A 14,825-nucleotide genomic window follows, 5' to 3' on the forward strand; every position below is an offset into this window, starting at 1 on the left:
TTGAGCTACGCAGGCACCATGAGCCGCCGCATCAAAAGAACCGATCCAAAGCCCCGTTCGCGCGATGAGCGCAAGGAGGCGCGCCCGTTCAAGGCGCGCAGCGCGAAGCCTGCTGGGCTGCGGCCGGGCGGCAAGCCCGGTGCGAAGCCGCCGCGCTTTGCGAGCGAGCGCGTCGAGCGGCGCGCGCCCAAAGCCGAACCGGAAAAGGCTGCACCGGCAAAGCCCGTCGAGGTATTGCTGCCGACCAAGGTGCAGACCGTCAAGGTGACGGCCGACGAGAACAACATGCGCGTCGATCGCTTCCTTGAAGCGCACTTTCCCGGCCTGTCGTTCTCCCACATCCAGCGCGTCGTTCGTAAAGGCGAGCTGCGCGTCGACGGCAAGCGCGTCGACAGCAAGGACCGCCTGGAGGAGGGCCAGAGCGTCCGCATTCCGCCGCTGAAGCTCGACACGCCGAAGGCACCCAACCCGCAGTCGGAGGCGGCGCAAAAGACGCTTGCCGCGCTGAAGGAGATGACGATCTACGAGGACGACGACGTTCTCGTGCTGAACAAGCCGGCCGGACTTGCCGTGCAGGGCGGCTCGGGCATGACGCGACACATCGACCAGATGCTGGAGGTGATGCGCGATTCTAAGGGCCAGAAGCCGCGCCTCGTGCACCGCATCGACAGGGAGACGTCGGGCTGCCTCCTGGTCGCCAAGACCCGCTTTGCCGCCTCGCATCTGACCGGCGCCTTCCGTTCGCGGTCGGCGCGAAAAACCTATTGGGCGCTCGTGCCGGGGCTCCCGAAGCCGAAGCAGGGCCGCATCTCGACCTTCCTTGCCAAGGAGGAGAGCGAGGACGACACCATCATGCGCATCGCCCAGCATGGCGACGAGGGCGCAAGTCACGCGGTGACATACTATGCGGTGGTCGAAACCGCCGGTAACAAGCTGACCTGGGTGTCGCTGAAGCCGGTGACGGGGCGCACCCACCAGTTGCGCGCCCACATGGAGCATATCGGCCACCCCATCGTCGGCGATCCCAAATATTTCAACATCGAGAACTGGCAACTGCCGGGCGGCCTGCAAAACCGGCTGCACCTATTGGCGCGCCGCATCGTCATCCCGCATCCCCGCGGCGGCTTCATTGATGCCACCGCGCCGCTGCCGCAGCACATGCAGCAGTCATGGAACCTGCTCGGGCTCGATGCGAGCCGGTTTGATCCGATCGAGAACGCGCCGGAAGAGTAATTAAGTGCGGCGCGCAGGTTGGCTGGCTACGTCATTCCTACCGCTTGCGAAACCGGTCAAACGCCACTGCGGGATCCCGACGACGAAATACCAGCGCTACGGTTGCGGCTCCGAAATTCGTACCAGGTAGCCCAAGAACAGGAAAAGCAGCCCGTCTCGCGCCAAATCGCCAATGAGCAAAGCTTAGCATTGCCACGAAAAGGAAGCCCATAAAGGCAAATCTGGCCTCGGCTCGTTCCAAGCGGGCGGTCATGGCAAGCGCTCCAAGCGCTATAAATCCAAGCAGCACGCCAGCCACCCATCCGAACTCAATGACAACCTGGGCTAGGCTGAGGTGGGTTTCCATGCCCAGGCATGTCATCTGGGTGAAGCTCGAAAGGCCGTGACCAAAGATCCCCGCACGAGGTATGGCGCTGGCCACGTCGCTGATGAGCTTCTTTCGTGTCAGGACAGAATTATATTGTTTTAGGTCGCCGCACGGCGCTGGGCCCGCCTCAGCCTGAGGAACGACCTCAGCCTGAGGACTGACCTCGCCCCGAGGACCGACGTCGCCCCGAGGACCGAGCTCGCCCGGAGCGCCCACCTGAGCAGGAGGGCCCACCTGAGCGGGAGAGCCCACCTCAGCAGGAGGAGAAGCCGATATGGCGACGGCTAGACGCTCGGCGGTAGCGACGCGAGTGTAATACCCGGCGGCCCAGGAGGTCGAAACCACCAAGATGGCGACGAGTGCCTTAGTTCGGGTGCGGCGAGAGATAGCAGCTTCGCAGGCTAACGTGCACAGCAGCGCCACAAACGAAAAACGCAGGAGTGACGCCGCCAAGATGGCAAATACCACGCCGGCACATATGTAGCCGATAACCAACCATAAGCGATTGAGGTGTGAGGCGACGAGACCAGCCAGCAGAAGAGCAAAGCAAACGGAAATCTGGGCCGGAGCGGCATCAAAAGTGCCGAAGACCAATGGTTTCCCGTGGAGATCGCTCCATTGATCTCGGAGCGCCACGACGATGCATACCAGGCCAAGGAACCCGACCAGACCGAGCACCGCGAAAAATGGTCGCCCGGTCGTTCCAGACAACCGAGCTGCGGGATAAGCCGCCAAGGTGAGGATAAATAGGATTTCCTCCTTCAGAGGCCCTGGGCCATTGACGACGGTAGAAATGCCAAGCCAAAGCACGAACAGGAGGAAGACGGAATCCCAGATCGTATTCCGGAAGTGGCCCACGGCGACAAGACCGACCAGCGGGCAAATTAGCACTGCGGCGCTTGACCACGATCCGAGCCCGATCCCATGCAAGAGGATCATGATGGCGCCGGAACACACCAAAATGCCCAACAGAACGGACGTGACGGGCTGTTTATTTCCCGACCATTCCTCTACCGGCTGCAATAGCCATTTGCTCGATGTCTCCTGGTCCATCCTCTAGCAAATCATCCAAAGCTGACTCGTTCTTGCCCATGATAGGTGGGAGCTACCAAAACTAGCCTGATCTGACGTCGGCTGTGGCGGCCATCGGCGAAGCTCACCGGTATTGATTGTCCACCAGCTCTTTTCCAAACCTTTAGTGGCTCTCGCGCGCAACGTCTATTGCCTTGGCCAGATCGACGGCCTTGGTCCCGTGACTTTCGCCATTCCTGCAGACGGAACGGAAGGCGCTGGGCCCGGGCTTTCGGCGGAGGAAATCTCTGTCCTGTGTGTAACCTGCCGGGACATGCTGACGCAACCTGCCGCACCTCAAAGACGCTCCATCGAAGCAACTGAGCAATGCTCTCCGCCTTGAGTGACAAAGCACCTTACGATAAGCCCGTCCTCTATCGCTCAGGCTCTATAAGTCCCACTGCAATAGTCGCATGTAGTCATTGCTTCCTTCTGCAAGACATGGCTGGCGACGAACGCCAGATCGGCTAGGTTACGTCAGTCGAAACTGCTCGAGAAACATCCGCAAGCTGTCGTGCGTGCTCTCGACATCCGTGATCAGCCAGCCCTCCGGGCCGTTCACCAGGATGAAGTTCAGCCGGAGCGGCCGGCCGCGATTGTCGAAACTCGCCGCGACATAGGTCTTGTCGTATTGCCTGCGAACGACCGCGATCGCGACGGGGCCGAGCTTCCAGCTCGGGCTCTGCACCAGGAAATCGTAGGGCTCGACCCGCGGCACCACACCTTGCGCAACGAGGGGTCGAAGAATTGCCGGGCGGTCGCGCCATCCTGCGGCAGGCCTTTTGAGAGCTCCGGCGCGCCCTGGCCGTAATGAGCGTAGACGTTGCGGACCACCGATTCCGGAGTCCGAAAGCCGGCCTGCGCCGCGGCCGGCCAAAACCCGGCAAGGAGAGCCGCAATGCCCGCAAGTTCCCTCATACCTGCCGCTCGCTTTATCGGTCGTCGCTCTTACCTTACAAGGCTAGCATTGAGTGATCAGGGCCGAAAACCAGATGCGCGAATTGTTCGATGAAGCTGCGGGGCGATCCCCGCTTGATCCGCAGGAGTTGGTCCGCCAGGCCTCGCGCGTGCCGCTGCGCAAGCGCTTCTACAAGGAGGTGGGGGTCGCTGAGGCTGAGGGCGGCTTTGCCATCACGCTTGACGGCAAGGCGATCCGCACGCCTTCCGGCCGCCAGGTGATCATCCCTGCGCGCGTGCTAGCCGACGCAGTGGCTGCCGAGTGGGCGGATCAGAAAGAGACGATCAATCCCATGACGATGCCGCTGACGCGGATCGCCAATAGCGTGGTCGAGGGCGTCGTCGACCACGTCGATCTCGTCAGCGACGACCTCGCAAAGTATCTCCAGTCCGATCTGCTGTTCTATCGCGCCGGCCATCCCGAGGGGCTCGTCGCCCGCGAGGCGGCGCATTGGGACCCAGTGTTGTTCTGGGCCGCTGAGACGCTGGGAGCGCATTTCATCCTGTCCGAAGGCGTCATGCCTGTAACGCAGCCGGAGGCGGCCGTCCAGGCCGCGCGTGCGGCGCTGCCGGGGGATGCCTGGTCGGTCGCCGCCCTCCACGTGATCACCACCCTGACCGGCTCGGCCCTGCTGGCGCTGGCGCTGGCCCATGGCGTGCGCGATGCCGGCCAGGTCTGGGCGGCGGCTTATGTCGATGAGGACTGGAATGCCGAGAAATGGGGAGTCGACGAGGAAGCCGCCGACCGCCGCGCCGCCCGCCTCAAGGACTTTCATGCCGCCGTGACCGTTTTGGCCGCTGTGAACGCGCCCGCGGCCAAAGGTCCTTAACGAGAGGTTTACGAGGGCGGCCTTAGGGTAGGGCCTACGCTCCCCAGGCCCCTCGCCATGCCGACGCCGATAAGCTCGATCGTTCCCGTCAGTGCCGCCAGCCCTGTTGCTGACGCGGTGACGCCCGATCTTGTGCTGCAGGCCGGCAGCGTCGTCGACGCAAGAGTCGTCAGCGTGCTCGCCGGCAATCTGGTGCGGATCGCGATCGCCAACCTGTCGATGGATGTGATGTCCGAGGTGGCGCTGGCACCAGGCCAAAATCTCCAGCTTGCGGTGTCGCAGAACGGCGGCACCATCCGGCTCGCCGTCATGGGCGGGGCAGGCGAGGCGAGCGCCGATCAGGTCACGCTGACGCCGGCTGCGGCCTCGCTGGTTGACAGCCCGCCGATTGCTCCGTCGGCGAGCGCGGGACGCAACGTGCTGACGCCATCGGAGCAGGTCGCCGTTACCGCAGCTTCGGCCGAGGCGGTCACAAAGCAGGGCAGCCAGGCGCCGCTGTTCGCCAATCTGGCCGCGGTCGTCACCGGCAGCGATCTTCCGGCGGGGCTGAAGCAGGCGATGCTGGGCGTGCTGGCGCAGCAGACGCCGCTCAACACCGGGCTCGATGGCGGCGACATTGAATCCGCATTCCAAAAATCCGGCCTATTCCTCGAAGCCTCGCTCGCCGAGGGCGCGACGTCGTCCTCCGGCACGATGCCGGACCTGAAGGCGGCATTGCTGGTGCTGCGCCAAACGCTGACGACGCTCGAGGCGATTGCGCCACAGGCGCAAGGTGCCGCGCTTCCGGCTGGTACCGTGGCGACACCGCAGCTCACTGCCGCGGAGACGCAGGCCGCATTGCCCGCAACCGAACCCGAGATCGCCCAATCACCGCAAATGCCGCGCAGCGTCAATATCGCAGCCTCTGTGTTGGCGGACATCGCTGGCGGTGCTCCGCAGGCCGCGGTGCCGCGGGCCATGACCGCAGGCCTTGCCGCGAGCCTCCTGCAAGAGATCACGCAAAGCCTGCCGCGAATGACGGGAAACGTGCCGGGCTCGAACAAGGCCGTACCCGAGGGACATATTTTCGAAGCCGCCGCGCGCGCGACGCCACCACCGGTTCGCGGCGCGCTGCCGTCGCCGCAATTCATTGCCTCGCCGTCACTCGTACCGGATACGCCGCTCGCTGCGACCGTGCATCGCCTGCTCGATGACACCGATGCCGCTCTCGCGCGCCAGACGTTGCTCCAGGTTGCTTCGCTCCCCGATCGCACCGACGCCAGCGGTCACAAGATTGATCCGAGCGTGCCGCAGTGGAATTTCGAGATTCCATTCGCAACGCCGCAGGGCACGGCAATGGCGCAGTTCGAGATCTCACGCGACGGCGGCAATGAATCCGCCGATCCCGCCAGGCGCGCCTGGCGCGCGCGCTTCACGCTGAATGTCGAGCCGGCTGGCCCCGTGCACGCTTTGATTACGCTCAACGGTGACAAGACCTTCGTGCGGATGTGGTCGGAGCGGCCGACGACCGCACAGCAGCTTCGCGCCGGAATCGGCGAGCTCAACCAGGCACTGACCAGGGCCGAGCTCAAGCCCGGCGACATCCTGGTCCGCGATGGCACGCCGCCACAGCCCGCACCGGCCCGCGCCGGCCACTTTCTGGATCGCGCTACATGAGCGACCCGTCGAAGCTTGCGATTGCGCTGCATTACGAGAGGGGCAGCAACGCGCCGGTCGTCGTCGCCAAGGGCAAGGGCACGATCGGCGAAAAAATCGTCGAGATCGCCAAGGCCAACGACATCCCGATCGAGGAGAACGAGATCCTGGCCGGTGCGCTCTCCAAGGTCGAACTCGGCGAGGAGATCCCGCCGGACCTCTACAAGGCCGTCGCCGAGGTGCTGGTGTTCGTGCTGCGGCTGTCGGGCAGGCGGTAGCTGTCATCGTTTCACCACGTTAGCGGCTGCATGGTCGCGGCCATCTTCATCGCGTAACGGACATCGCCAGTGCTTACCCGCCGTTCCACTCTCGGCCTTCTCGCCGCAACCGCGATCCTGCCATCGCGTGCATTCGCTCACGTCGCGCCACCGCGAAATGAAATCCGTGACAGCCTCGCAAAGCGCTTCACTGACCTCGGCACGGCGGGGACGTTCGTCGGCTACAAGGTCGAGGACTATCTGGTCGTCGCCAGCGACAAGGAACGTTCGGGCGAGGCGAAGCTGCCGGCTTCGACCTTCAAGATTCCGAACTCGTTGATTGCGCTCGAAACCGGCGTGGTCACTGACCCCGACAAGGACGTATTTCCCTGGGACGGCGTGAAGCGTCCGATCGAGGCCTGGAACAAGGACCACACGCTGCGCAGCGCGATTCTCGTCAGCGCGGTGCCGGTCTATCAGGAGATCGCGCGCCGGATCGGGCAAGAACGCATGCAAAAGTACGTCGATCTGTTCGACTATGGCAATCGCGACATCGGCGGCGGCATCGATCAGTTCTGGCTCACCGGCGCCTTGCGCATCGATCCGGTCGAGCAGGTCGATTTCATCGACCGGCTGCGCCGCCGCGCACTGCCGATCTCGAAACGCAGCCAGGATCTCGTCGCTGACATCCTGCCGGTGACCAAGGTCGGCGATAGCGTCATTCGCGCCAAGTCCGGGCTGCTTGGCGCCGAGCGCGGCGAGCCATCGCTTGGCTGGATGGTGGGCTGGGCCGAGAAGGGCGAAGCGCACACCGTGTTCGCGCTCAACATGGACTGCAAGGAGCCGCGCCTGGTCGGAGAGCGCATGCCGCTGACGCAAGCCTGCCTTGCCGAGATCGGCGCTATCTAGCGATACCGCGCTGGCGCTGCTCGACTAGCATCCCCCGGGTCAAGAAAAACCGGGAGGAGAACATGAACTCAACGCCACTCTGGCTGCCGTCGCTCACGCTTGCCGCCGCAGGCGGCTGGCTCGCCGCCACGATGTTTGCCGGTCCCGCCACCAGCAGGGAGCCGCGCTTTCCTCAGCTCACCATGGACCAGCTCGACGCCAAGCAGAAGCCCCTCGGCGAGCAGATCATGAAGGTCTCGAGCGTCGGCATCGGCGGTCCCTACAATCCGATGATCCGCAGCCCGGTGCTCGGCCAGCGCCTGTTCGACCTATTACACTATCTGCGCTGGGAGACCTCGGTCCCGACAAAACTCAACGAGTTCGCGATCCTGATCATCGGGCGGCAATGGCGCTCGCAGGTGGAGTGGTACGCCCATGCGCCGCTCGCGGCGAAAGCGGGCCTGTCGCCCGACATCGTCGCGGAGCTGAAGGCCAATAAGCGGCCTGCGAACATGGCCGAGGACGAGGCCGTCGTCTACGACTTCGTCACCGAGCTCACCGCGACGAAGAAGGTCGGCGACGAAACCTTCGCGCGCGCGAAGAAGGTCTTCAACGACCAGCAGATCGTCGACCTCACCGCGGTCGCCGGCAATTACGTGATGGTCGCGATGTTGCTCGCAATGGCCGAAGAGACCGTGCCGCCGGACAAGCAGGAGCCGTTCAAGCCGGGCGAGCCGTAGCCTTCGTCATTGCGAGGAGCGAAGCGACGAAGCAATCCAGACTGCCTCGGCGGAAAGATTCTGGATTGCTTCGCTGCGCTCGCAATGACGGAACATGTCGCGCTGGCCTAACCCAGCTTGAACAGCGCCTGCAAAAACTCCTCAACGGCCTTGCGCGACTCGGCGGCAGTCGTTGGATTGCCGCCGACATGCGGATTGAGCTCGACGCAAGCGTCCTGGTAGGTGAACGGCGCTTTCGTATCGGCGTTCATCAGCACGCCGCCGTCGCCTTCGCGGATCTGGCAGTTGCGCACGGTCTGCGCACCCGTGGACACGGCAACCGTATTGACGCCGAGCAGCCCACTGTCAAAACCATGCGCGCTGTCGGGGTATTCGGTCAGCACCACGTCGCGGCCGGCCGTCTTGAGCCGCTCGATGAAAGCCTTGCAGCTCTTGACGGGATTGTAGTCGTCGGGCGTGCCGTGGAAGATGCGGATCGGGCGCGCGGCGATGTCCGTGTCGTTCTGATAGGTCGTCGAACAGTCGGGGTAGAAGGGAATGTAGGCGGCGAACTGGATGCCGGACTTGTTCCAGAGCTTGTGGAAGCGCTCGAGGCTCGCATAAAGCGTCGCCTGTCCGCCGCGTGAAAAGCCCATCAGCACGATGCGATCCGGATCGACGCGGGGATGCTTTGCAAGGATCTCCAACGAGCGGTAGATGTCGATGACGAGGTTGAGCCGACCGAGCAGGGCCTGGTTCGGCCCCACCACCGTCAGCCCGCGGCCGGTAAAGCCGTCGATCAGGAAAGTCGAGATGCCCATGGCGTTGAACGCGTGCACCCAGGCTTCGGTCGTTGCGCCGACGCCGCTCGAGCCGTGCATCAGCACCACGACGGGGAGTTTTCCGCTGCCTTGCGCCACGCGCAGCTCGCCGGCGACCGTCACCGGCTTGCCGGCCGCGGCGTCGCCGCTGAGGAATTGCTGGTCGGAGAGGGTGAGCGAGGAGATCGGGTAGATCTCGGCGCGGGTGGCGACTTCCCGGGGAAGCGATTGTGCGTTGGCGCCCATGCCGACGAACAGCGTTGAAATGCAGAGCGCCATGGCGACGCGGAATGCCGTCGGCATCGGATCCTCCCCCGTGATTTTCAGTGAGTAGAACAACAGGCCCGCGCGCTGTCAAATTGACGCAAGCCGGCGGTTCGCCTCAGGCGGTGTCAGGCTTCTTCACCGTCAGCGCCTGGTCGATCGCAAAACCGCCAATCTCGCTCATCGCCTGCGAGATCACGTCGCCCTTGCGGGCAAAGCCGGCAGAGAGGACATCGAACTGGGTGCGCGCCAGCCGCAGCACCTCGATCGGCACGGAGATGGCGGTCTCGTTGAAGCTGTCGACCGAGGCGTGCAGCGTCTCCAGCTCGCTTGTGAGCTTGCCGATATGGCTCTCGGCGTGCTGCATCAGGCCGAGCAGGCTGCCGCGCTTGGCATCGAATGCCGCGCGCTCGGCCGCCGCGGCCGCGGTGACCTCGGCAAGCTGGCTGCGCAGCGCGTCGATTTGCTTGACCATGGCGTCGGACGCCATCTCACCGGCCTCGCGCAGGTCGCTGTTGCGCGTGTTCTCTTCGTGCTCCCGGTGATAGAGCCGTTCCGCCGACATCGCCCGTTGCGTCAGCGACTCGATCAGCGCGGCCGCGCGCAGCAACATCTCGCCGTTCCGCCCCGACACCATGCTGGCCATGCGCCGCAGGAAGTCGGTGGTTTCGGACGATGGGTTCGGTGGCAGTGGAACGACCGTCGCGGACATGAGGTGATGCTTGCAGCCGGAAATGATGACCGCCGCCGTACCGACTGAGCTCACGCAACATTCGGCGCCTGATCGTAAACCTGAGCAAGCCTGAATCGGCAAGTCCGGTCAACCGGGCCGGGCCGCCATATTTACGGGCAGCGCGCTGCGGTCAGGTATCCTTCTGCCGACCGATCTGGCCGAGATGGGTGAAGCCGAACCCGGCCGAATATTTCAGGCCATAGCCCAGCGCCCGGTCGATGCCGATATGGGCGAGCCAGATCAAAGCGATGGACAGGGTGAGCGGCGAGGCGAGGCCGAAGCCGAGCGTCAGCAGCGCGACCGGCGCCATGTAGCTGTGGGCGGCGTTGTAGACCATCGCGCCGAGTTTGGCGTCCGACAGGTATGCCAGGAAGCTGAGATCGGGGACGAAGAACAGCAGTGCGAACACCAGCCATGAGCCGTCCCAGGCCCAGTAGAGCATCACCATCCCCACAAACAGGGTCAGGCCCTCCAGCCGCAGCAGGATGTTGACGCCGCCCGTCGCCGCGCCGGTCTCGGCCGCTCCTTCGGTCATGCTCGTCTCCCAGGCAAAACTTTGAAATTCCTTGCGCTTTCCCGCTGCGGCAAGGCAGCCCTGCGGGACCGAAAGCCGCTTCCCGGCCCGCAAAATGCCGTGTTAGAACCCCCGGCAATCGCATTTAGGCTAAGAACTGGCGGGAGCAAATGAAGAATATCCTGGACGCCCTTGAAGACCGTCGCGCCGGTGCAAAGCTCGGCGGCGGCGAGAAGCGCATCGAGGCGCAGCACGCCCGCGGCAAGCTGACCGCACGTGAGCGCATCGAGCTCTTGCTCGACAAGGGATCGTTCGAGGAATTCGACATGTTCGTCGAGCACCGCTCCACCGAGTTCGGCATGGAGAAGAACAAGGTGCCCGGCGACGGCGTCGTCACCGGCTGGGGCACCGTCAACGGCCGCAAGACGTTTGTCTTCGCCAAGGATTTCACGGTGTTCGGCGGCTCGCTGTCGGAAACGCACGCGCTGAAAATCACAAAGCTCCAGGACATGGCGATGAAGGCGCGTGCGCCCATCATCGGCCTGTATGACGCTGGCGGCGCCCGCATCCAGGAGGGCGTCGCAGCCCTGGCCGGCTATTCCTACGTGTTCCGCCGCAACGTGCTCGCCTCCGGCGTGATCCCGCAGATCTCCGTCATCATGGGTCCCTGCGCTGGCGGCGACGTCTATTCGCCCGCGATGACCGACTTCATCTTCATGGTGAAGAACACCAGCTACATGTTCGTCACCGGCCCCGACGTGGTGAAGACCGTCACCAACGAGGTCGTCACGGCGGAAGAGCTCGGCGGTGCCTCGGTGCACGCCACGCGCTCCTCGATCGCCGACGGCGCCTTCGAGAACGACGTCGAGACGCTCTTGCAGATGCGGCGCCTGATCGACTTCCTGCCGTCCAACAACACCGACGGCGTGCCGGAATGGCCGAGCTTCGACGACATCGGCCGCGTCGACATGTCGCTCGATACGCTGATCCCCGACAATCCGAACAAGCCCTACGACATGAAGGAGCTGATCCTGAAGGTCGTGGACGAGGGCGACTTCTTCGAGATCGCGGACGCTTTTGCCAAGAACATCGTCACCGGCTTCGGCCGCATCGCCGGCCGCACCGTCGGCTTCGTCGCCAACCAGCCGATGGTGCTCGCCGGCGTGCTCGACTCCGACGCTTCGCGCAAGGCGGCACGCTTCGTTCGTTTTTGCGATGCCTTCAACATCCCGATCGTCACCTTCGTCGACGTGCCGGGCTTCCTGCCGGGCACCGCGCAGGAATATGGCGGCCTGATCAAGCACGGCGCGAAACTGCTGTTCGCCTATTCGCAGTGCACCGTGCCGCTGGTCACCATCATCACCCGCAAGGCCTATGGCGGCGCCTTCGACGTCATGGCTTCCAAGGAGATCGGCGCCGACATGAACTATGCCTGGCCGACCGCCCAGATCGCGGTGATGGGCGCCAAGGGCGCGGTCGAGATCATCTTCCGCGCCGACATCGGCGACCCCGACAAGATCGCCGCGCGTACCAAGGAATACGAAGACCGTTTCCTCTCCCCCTTCATCGCCGCCGAGCGCGGCTACATCGACGACGTCATCATGCCGCACTCGACCCGCAAGCGGATCGCGCGGGCGCTGTCGATGCTGAAGGACAAGAAAGTGGAAACGCCGGCGAAGAAGCACGACAATTTGCCGTTGTGACGCCTCGTAGCCCGGATGAGTGAAGCGACATCCGGGTTCTTCGTCAAGCTTCCCGCATGTCGCTTTGCTCATGCGGGCTACCGATTCTGTTTCTGAGTTGGCATCCTCGATCCAAATCCAATGACCGAAGACGATCCGACCGACGAGATTTCAGACATCGAAGCGCGGATCGAGGCTTTGGCCGAGATCGCCGAACGATGTCGGAAGTACATCCTGGCATCCAAGCTCGCGATCGGTGGCGGTGCTGCGCTGTTGCTGATCACGATCCTCGGCTTGCTCGGAATGGGCCAGACCGCCGCGCTCGGATCGATCGCTCTGGTGCTCGGCGGGATCGTCTCGCTCGGTTCGAACGTCAGCACGCTGCGGCAGACGGAGAGCGCGATCGGGGATGCGGAGGCGCTTCGGTCTCAACTGATCAGCCGCATTGACCTTCGCGTGGTCGCCGATGCGCCGATGAAGCTGGTGTGACGCGGCGCTCGCAGGCCAATGTCACGCCGCAGCCCTGCGCGACAGCACCTGCAGCTCCTCGCGGCATTCGGCTGCGAACGCCTGAAGCTGCTCCGCGGTTTGCCGGTCGAGGATCGCCTTAGCCAGTCTTTCAGCGCGGGCAAGCTGGTCTCTGAGATATGCGATGCGGGCCATGTGTCACCTTCCGCAGGGATGATTTGATGGCCGTGACCCTACGGCCATCGCCGGATTCATTATGTGAGGCACGTCACATCTGACGCGGGCGCCGCGTCAGCGGGTCGCGTCCGCCGCAGCGAAATGCGCCATCTGGTCGGCATGGGCCTTGGCGAAGGCCGGGCGGGCGGTGGCGCGCGCGACGTAGGCGCGGCAGGCGGGACTGTCCGCGAGCCCATCGAACTGATCGACGATGCGCAGCACGTCTGACATCAGGATGTCGGCGACGGAGAACGTGCCTGCCAGCCATTCGCGGTTGGCCAGCACCGCCTCCATGTGCTTGAGGCGGAGTTTTAGGAAGTCGTCGACAAATTTCCACGCGGCCGTATCGCTCGGATGACCCATGAACTTCGACATCGTCCAGGGCAGGCTCGCCATCTCCACCGAATTGAGCGCGGCGAACAGCCATTCCGTGGCTTGGTTGCGGCCGCGCGGATCTGATGGAATCAGCTTCGCGCTGAGGCCGCCGAGATGCAGCAGGATCGCGCCGCTCTCGAAGATCGAGAGATCGCCGTCGGTCAGCCACGGCACCTGCCCGAACGGCTGGTGCGCAAGATGCTCGGCGCCGCGCCCGTCGAACGGCGCGCTCGCGACGCGATAGGGCAATGCGGCCTCTTCGAGCGCCCAGCGCACCCGAAGGTCGCGCACGAAACCGCGCGGGGGCGGGGGAACCCAGTCGAAGGTGGTGAGCGTGAGGTCGGGCATGTGGTGTCTCCGTCTGCTGTTCAGGCATAGGACGGGTGAGAGATGCGCGTTCCGACACCGGTGCCGTCCTTTTTTGTCGTCGCCGACGTCATCGGCTAGTCTCACCCCAAACAACAGGAGGAAAATCCGATGCCGTCAGCCTTCTTCGTCGTCCGCGCCGTCGTCGCCGATGCCGGCAAGCGCGCCGCCTTCGACAGGTGGTACGAGACCGAACATCTGCCCGACGCGATGAAGGCCTTCGGCGTGAGCAAGGCCTGGCGGTTCTGGAGCGTCGACGATCCCTCACTGCATCAGGCGATGTATCAGTTCGCGAGCGAGGCTGCGCTGCACGCCATGCTGAAGGGCGAAGCGCTGACGCAACTGGTGGCCGATTTCAACCGCGATTGGCCCGACGTGACGCGCACGCGCGAGTTGCTGGTGCTGGCGCAGGAGTTTGGCAAGTAGCGCCCGGCGGCGGGCTGTCACCGTCGGAGTCGCAGCGAAGCTGAACGCGCGATTCAGCTTCGGTTCATGTCGTCACCACGACACTCGCCTCTGCATCACTGGCACGACCATCCAAGAGGAAAGAAGTCATGGAGCGCCGGAACTTTTTAAAATTTGCAATCGGTGTCGCGGCCGGAGCTGCCGCGTTCACGACCGCCGCAAAGGCTGCGCCGCTGGCGCCGCAGCCGCTCGGTGACCCCCGCATGCCGCAAGGCAATCCCGACGCTCATCCCGCAGTCACCAGCAGCGAAGAAGCCGCGCAGTTGAAGCCGGAGCAGGTGCACTGGCACGGCCGCCATCGCCATTGGGGTTGGCGCCGCCGTCACTGGGGCTGGCATCGCCGGCGATGGCACCGCCGCCATTGGTAAGCTTCGCGCACCAGGCTTGAACGGGGACCGCGATCGCGGTCCCCGTTCTGATTCGAAACATCCCGGTGCGACGTCAGGCGCTCAAAAAGAAAATGGCCGCGCAGGCTTTCGCCGCGCGGCCATTTCGCAATGCGAAAAAAACGAGATCAGAACGGGCGGCAGCGGCCGGCGTACCAGCGGAAGCCGTAGGGGCACACGCGGGCGCGCGGCACGACCACGACAGGGGCCGGCGCAACCACGATCGGACCCGGGCGGACAACGACCGGACCGCGCATCGGGCGGCAGCCGCCATAGGCGCCGCGGTACCAGCCGGGGCCGCAACCGCCGGCGGCGCTCGCCGCCTCGCTGAAACCAACGACCGCGCTGGCGAGCATCACGGCGGCAAACAGGTATTTCATTTGATCTTCCTTCTCGTCCTTGGGTGTAGGTTTTGGGGGCAGGTAGGAGGGCTTGGCGCTTTTCGGCGCACCATGAATCAAAAGACACGATTCGACACGTTAAAATCGCAACATGCCGACACGACGCCAGCCAAATCTGCCAATCATGACCTGAATGCGGCATGAACATTCCCCGCACGCGGCTCCGGACGACAGCAA

At 64.2% G+C, this 14,825-nt stretch carries 17 protein-coding genes and 1 pseudogene; 10 read left to right on the plus strand and 8 right to left on the minus strand.

Going from position 1 to position 14,825, the window contains the following annotated elements:
- Positions 1-18: 18 nt before the first annotated feature.
- Entirely contained in the window at positions 19-1,233 is a 1,215-nt protein-coding gene (locus IVB13_RS33110; protein ID WP_204511506.1) for an RluA family pseudouridine synthase, read from the plus strand.
- Positions 1,234-1,270: 37 nt separating this feature from the next.
- Here the strand turns inward: IVB13_RS33110 and IVB13_RS33115 are convergent, their stop codons facing one another.
- A complete protein-coding gene (locus IVB13_RS33115) occupies positions 1,271-2,653 on the minus strand; it encodes a collagen-like protein (RefSeq protein WP_247491352.1) in 1,383 nt (460 codons plus the stop codon).
- 490 nt (positions 2,654-3,143) lie between these two features.
- A pseudogene (locus IVB13_RS33120) lies at positions 3,144-3,589 on the minus strand (hypothetical protein).
- 74 nt (positions 3,590-3,663) lie between these two features.
- On the opposite strand from IVB13_RS33120, the gene IVB13_RS33125 reads away from it, so the two are divergent.
- From IVB13_RS33125 to IVB13_RS33145, 5 genes are all read left to right on the plus strand, one after another.
- On the plus strand, positions 3,664-4,458 hold the full coding sequence (locus IVB13_RS33125; protein ID WP_247491414.1) for an ATP12 family protein: 795 nt from the start codon (positions 3,664-3,666) through the stop codon (positions 4,456-4,458).
- Positions 4,459-4,515: 57 nt separating this feature from the next.
- Positions 4,516-6,114 (plus strand): flagellar hook-length control protein FliK, encoded by a 1,599-nt coding sequence (locus IVB13_RS33130; protein WP_247491355.1) that lies wholly within the window; start codon positions 4,516-4,518, stop codon positions 6,112-6,114.
- Positions 6,111-6,371 (plus strand): EscU/YscU/HrcU family type III secretion system export apparatus switch protein, encoded by a 261-nt coding sequence (locus IVB13_RS33135; protein WP_085351295.1) that lies wholly within the window; start codon positions 6,111-6,113, stop codon positions 6,369-6,371. The genes IVB13_RS33130 and IVB13_RS33135 overlap by 4 nt, the downstream gene beginning before the upstream one ends.
- Before the next feature lie 69 nt (positions 6,372-6,440).
- The gene (locus IVB13_RS33140; RefSeq protein WP_085364670.1) at positions 6,441-7,259 is read left to right on the plus strand and encodes a penicillin-binding transpeptidase domain-containing protein; all 819 of its coding nucleotides are present in this window, start codon (positions 6,441-6,443) and stop codon (positions 7,257-7,259) included.
- 62 nt (positions 7,260-7,321) lie between these two features.
- Positions 7,322-7,978 (plus strand): carboxymuconolactone decarboxylase family protein, encoded by a 657-nt coding sequence (locus IVB13_RS33145; protein WP_247491357.1) that lies wholly within the window; start codon positions 7,322-7,324, stop codon positions 7,976-7,978.
- A 107-nt stretch (positions 7,979-8,085) separates the two neighbouring features.
- On the opposite strand, the gene IVB13_RS33150 is transcribed toward IVB13_RS33145, so the two are convergent.
- From IVB13_RS33150 to IVB13_RS33160, 3 genes are all read right to left on the minus strand, one after another.
- Positions 8,086-9,081 carry a dienelactone hydrolase family protein gene (locus tag IVB13_RS33150; protein ID WP_247491359.1) on the minus strand — a complete coding sequence of 332 codons (996 nt, stop codon included), beginning with the start codon at positions 9,079-9,081 and terminating at the stop codon, positions 8,086-8,088.
- A gap of 79 nt (positions 9,082-9,160) precedes the next feature.
- Positions 9,161-9,754, minus strand: a complete 594-nt coding sequence (locus IVB13_RS33155; protein WP_085384257.1) for a hypothetical protein — start codon at positions 9,752-9,754, stop codon at positions 9,161-9,163.
- 151 nt (positions 9,755-9,905) lie between these two features.
- Positions 9,906-10,310: a DUF4260 domain-containing protein gene (locus IVB13_RS33160; RefSeq protein WP_085395650.1), complete on the minus strand. Its 405-nt coding sequence runs from the start codon at positions 10,308-10,310 to the stop codon at positions 9,906-9,908.
- A gap of 149 nt (positions 10,311-10,459) precedes the next feature.
- Here IVB13_RS33160 and IVB13_RS33165 point away from each other — a divergent pair, with 149 nt between their 5' ends.
- Positions 10,460-11,992 (plus strand): acyl-CoA carboxylase subunit beta, encoded by a 1,533-nt coding sequence (locus tag IVB13_RS33165; RefSeq protein ID WP_007603066.1) that lies wholly within the window; start codon positions 10,460-10,462, stop codon positions 11,990-11,992.
- A gap of 120 nt (positions 11,993-12,112) precedes the next feature.
- Positions 12,113-12,460 (plus strand): hypothetical protein, encoded by a 348-nt coding sequence (locus tag IVB13_RS33170; protein WP_085351300.1) that lies wholly within the window; start codon positions 12,113-12,115, stop codon positions 12,458-12,460.
- A 21-nt stretch (positions 12,461-12,481) separates the two neighbouring features.
- Here IVB13_RS33170 and IVB13_RS33175 read toward each other — a convergent pair whose 3' ends face one another.
- Together IVB13_RS33175 and IVB13_RS33180 are read right to left on the minus strand one after the other, a co-directional pair.
- On the minus strand, positions 12,482-12,634 hold the full coding sequence (locus tag IVB13_RS33175) for a hypothetical protein (protein WP_018456483.1): 153 nt from the start codon (positions 12,632-12,634) through the stop codon (positions 12,482-12,484).
- Positions 12,635-12,730: 96 nt separating this feature from the next.
- Complete coding sequence (locus IVB13_RS33180) at positions 12,731-13,378, minus strand: glutathione S-transferase family protein (protein WP_204511502.1); 648 nt, start codon at positions 13,376-13,378, stop codon at positions 12,731-12,733.
- 129 nt (positions 13,379-13,507) lie between these two features.
- Between IVB13_RS33180 and IVB13_RS33185 the strand changes: the two genes are divergently transcribed.
- Together IVB13_RS33185 and IVB13_RS33190 are read left to right on the plus strand one after the other, a co-directional pair.
- Positions 13,508-13,822 (plus strand): hypothetical protein, encoded by a 315-nt coding sequence (locus IVB13_RS33185; RefSeq protein ID WP_247491361.1) that lies wholly within the window; start codon positions 13,508-13,510, stop codon positions 13,820-13,822.
- 128 nt (positions 13,823-13,950) lie between these two features.
- Entirely contained in the window at positions 13,951-14,229 is a 279-nt protein-coding gene (locus IVB13_RS33190; RefSeq protein ID WP_018456486.1) for a twin-arginine translocation signal domain-containing protein, read from the plus strand.
- Positions 14,230-14,375: 146 nt separating this feature from the next.
- Here the strand turns inward: IVB13_RS33190 and IVB13_RS33195 are convergent, their stop codons facing one another.
- On the minus strand, positions 14,376-14,627 hold the full coding sequence (locus IVB13_RS33195) for a hypothetical protein (protein WP_007603074.1): 252 nt from the start codon (positions 14,625-14,627) through the stop codon (positions 14,376-14,378).
- Between the last annotated feature and the right edge of the window lie 198 nt (positions 14,628-14,825).

It is taken from the genome of Bradyrhizobium sp. 17, from assembly GCF_023073515.1.
GTDB classification, from domain to species: Bacteria; Pseudomonadota; Alphaproteobacteria; order Rhizobiales; family Xanthobacteraceae; genus Bradyrhizobium; species Bradyrhizobium canariense_D.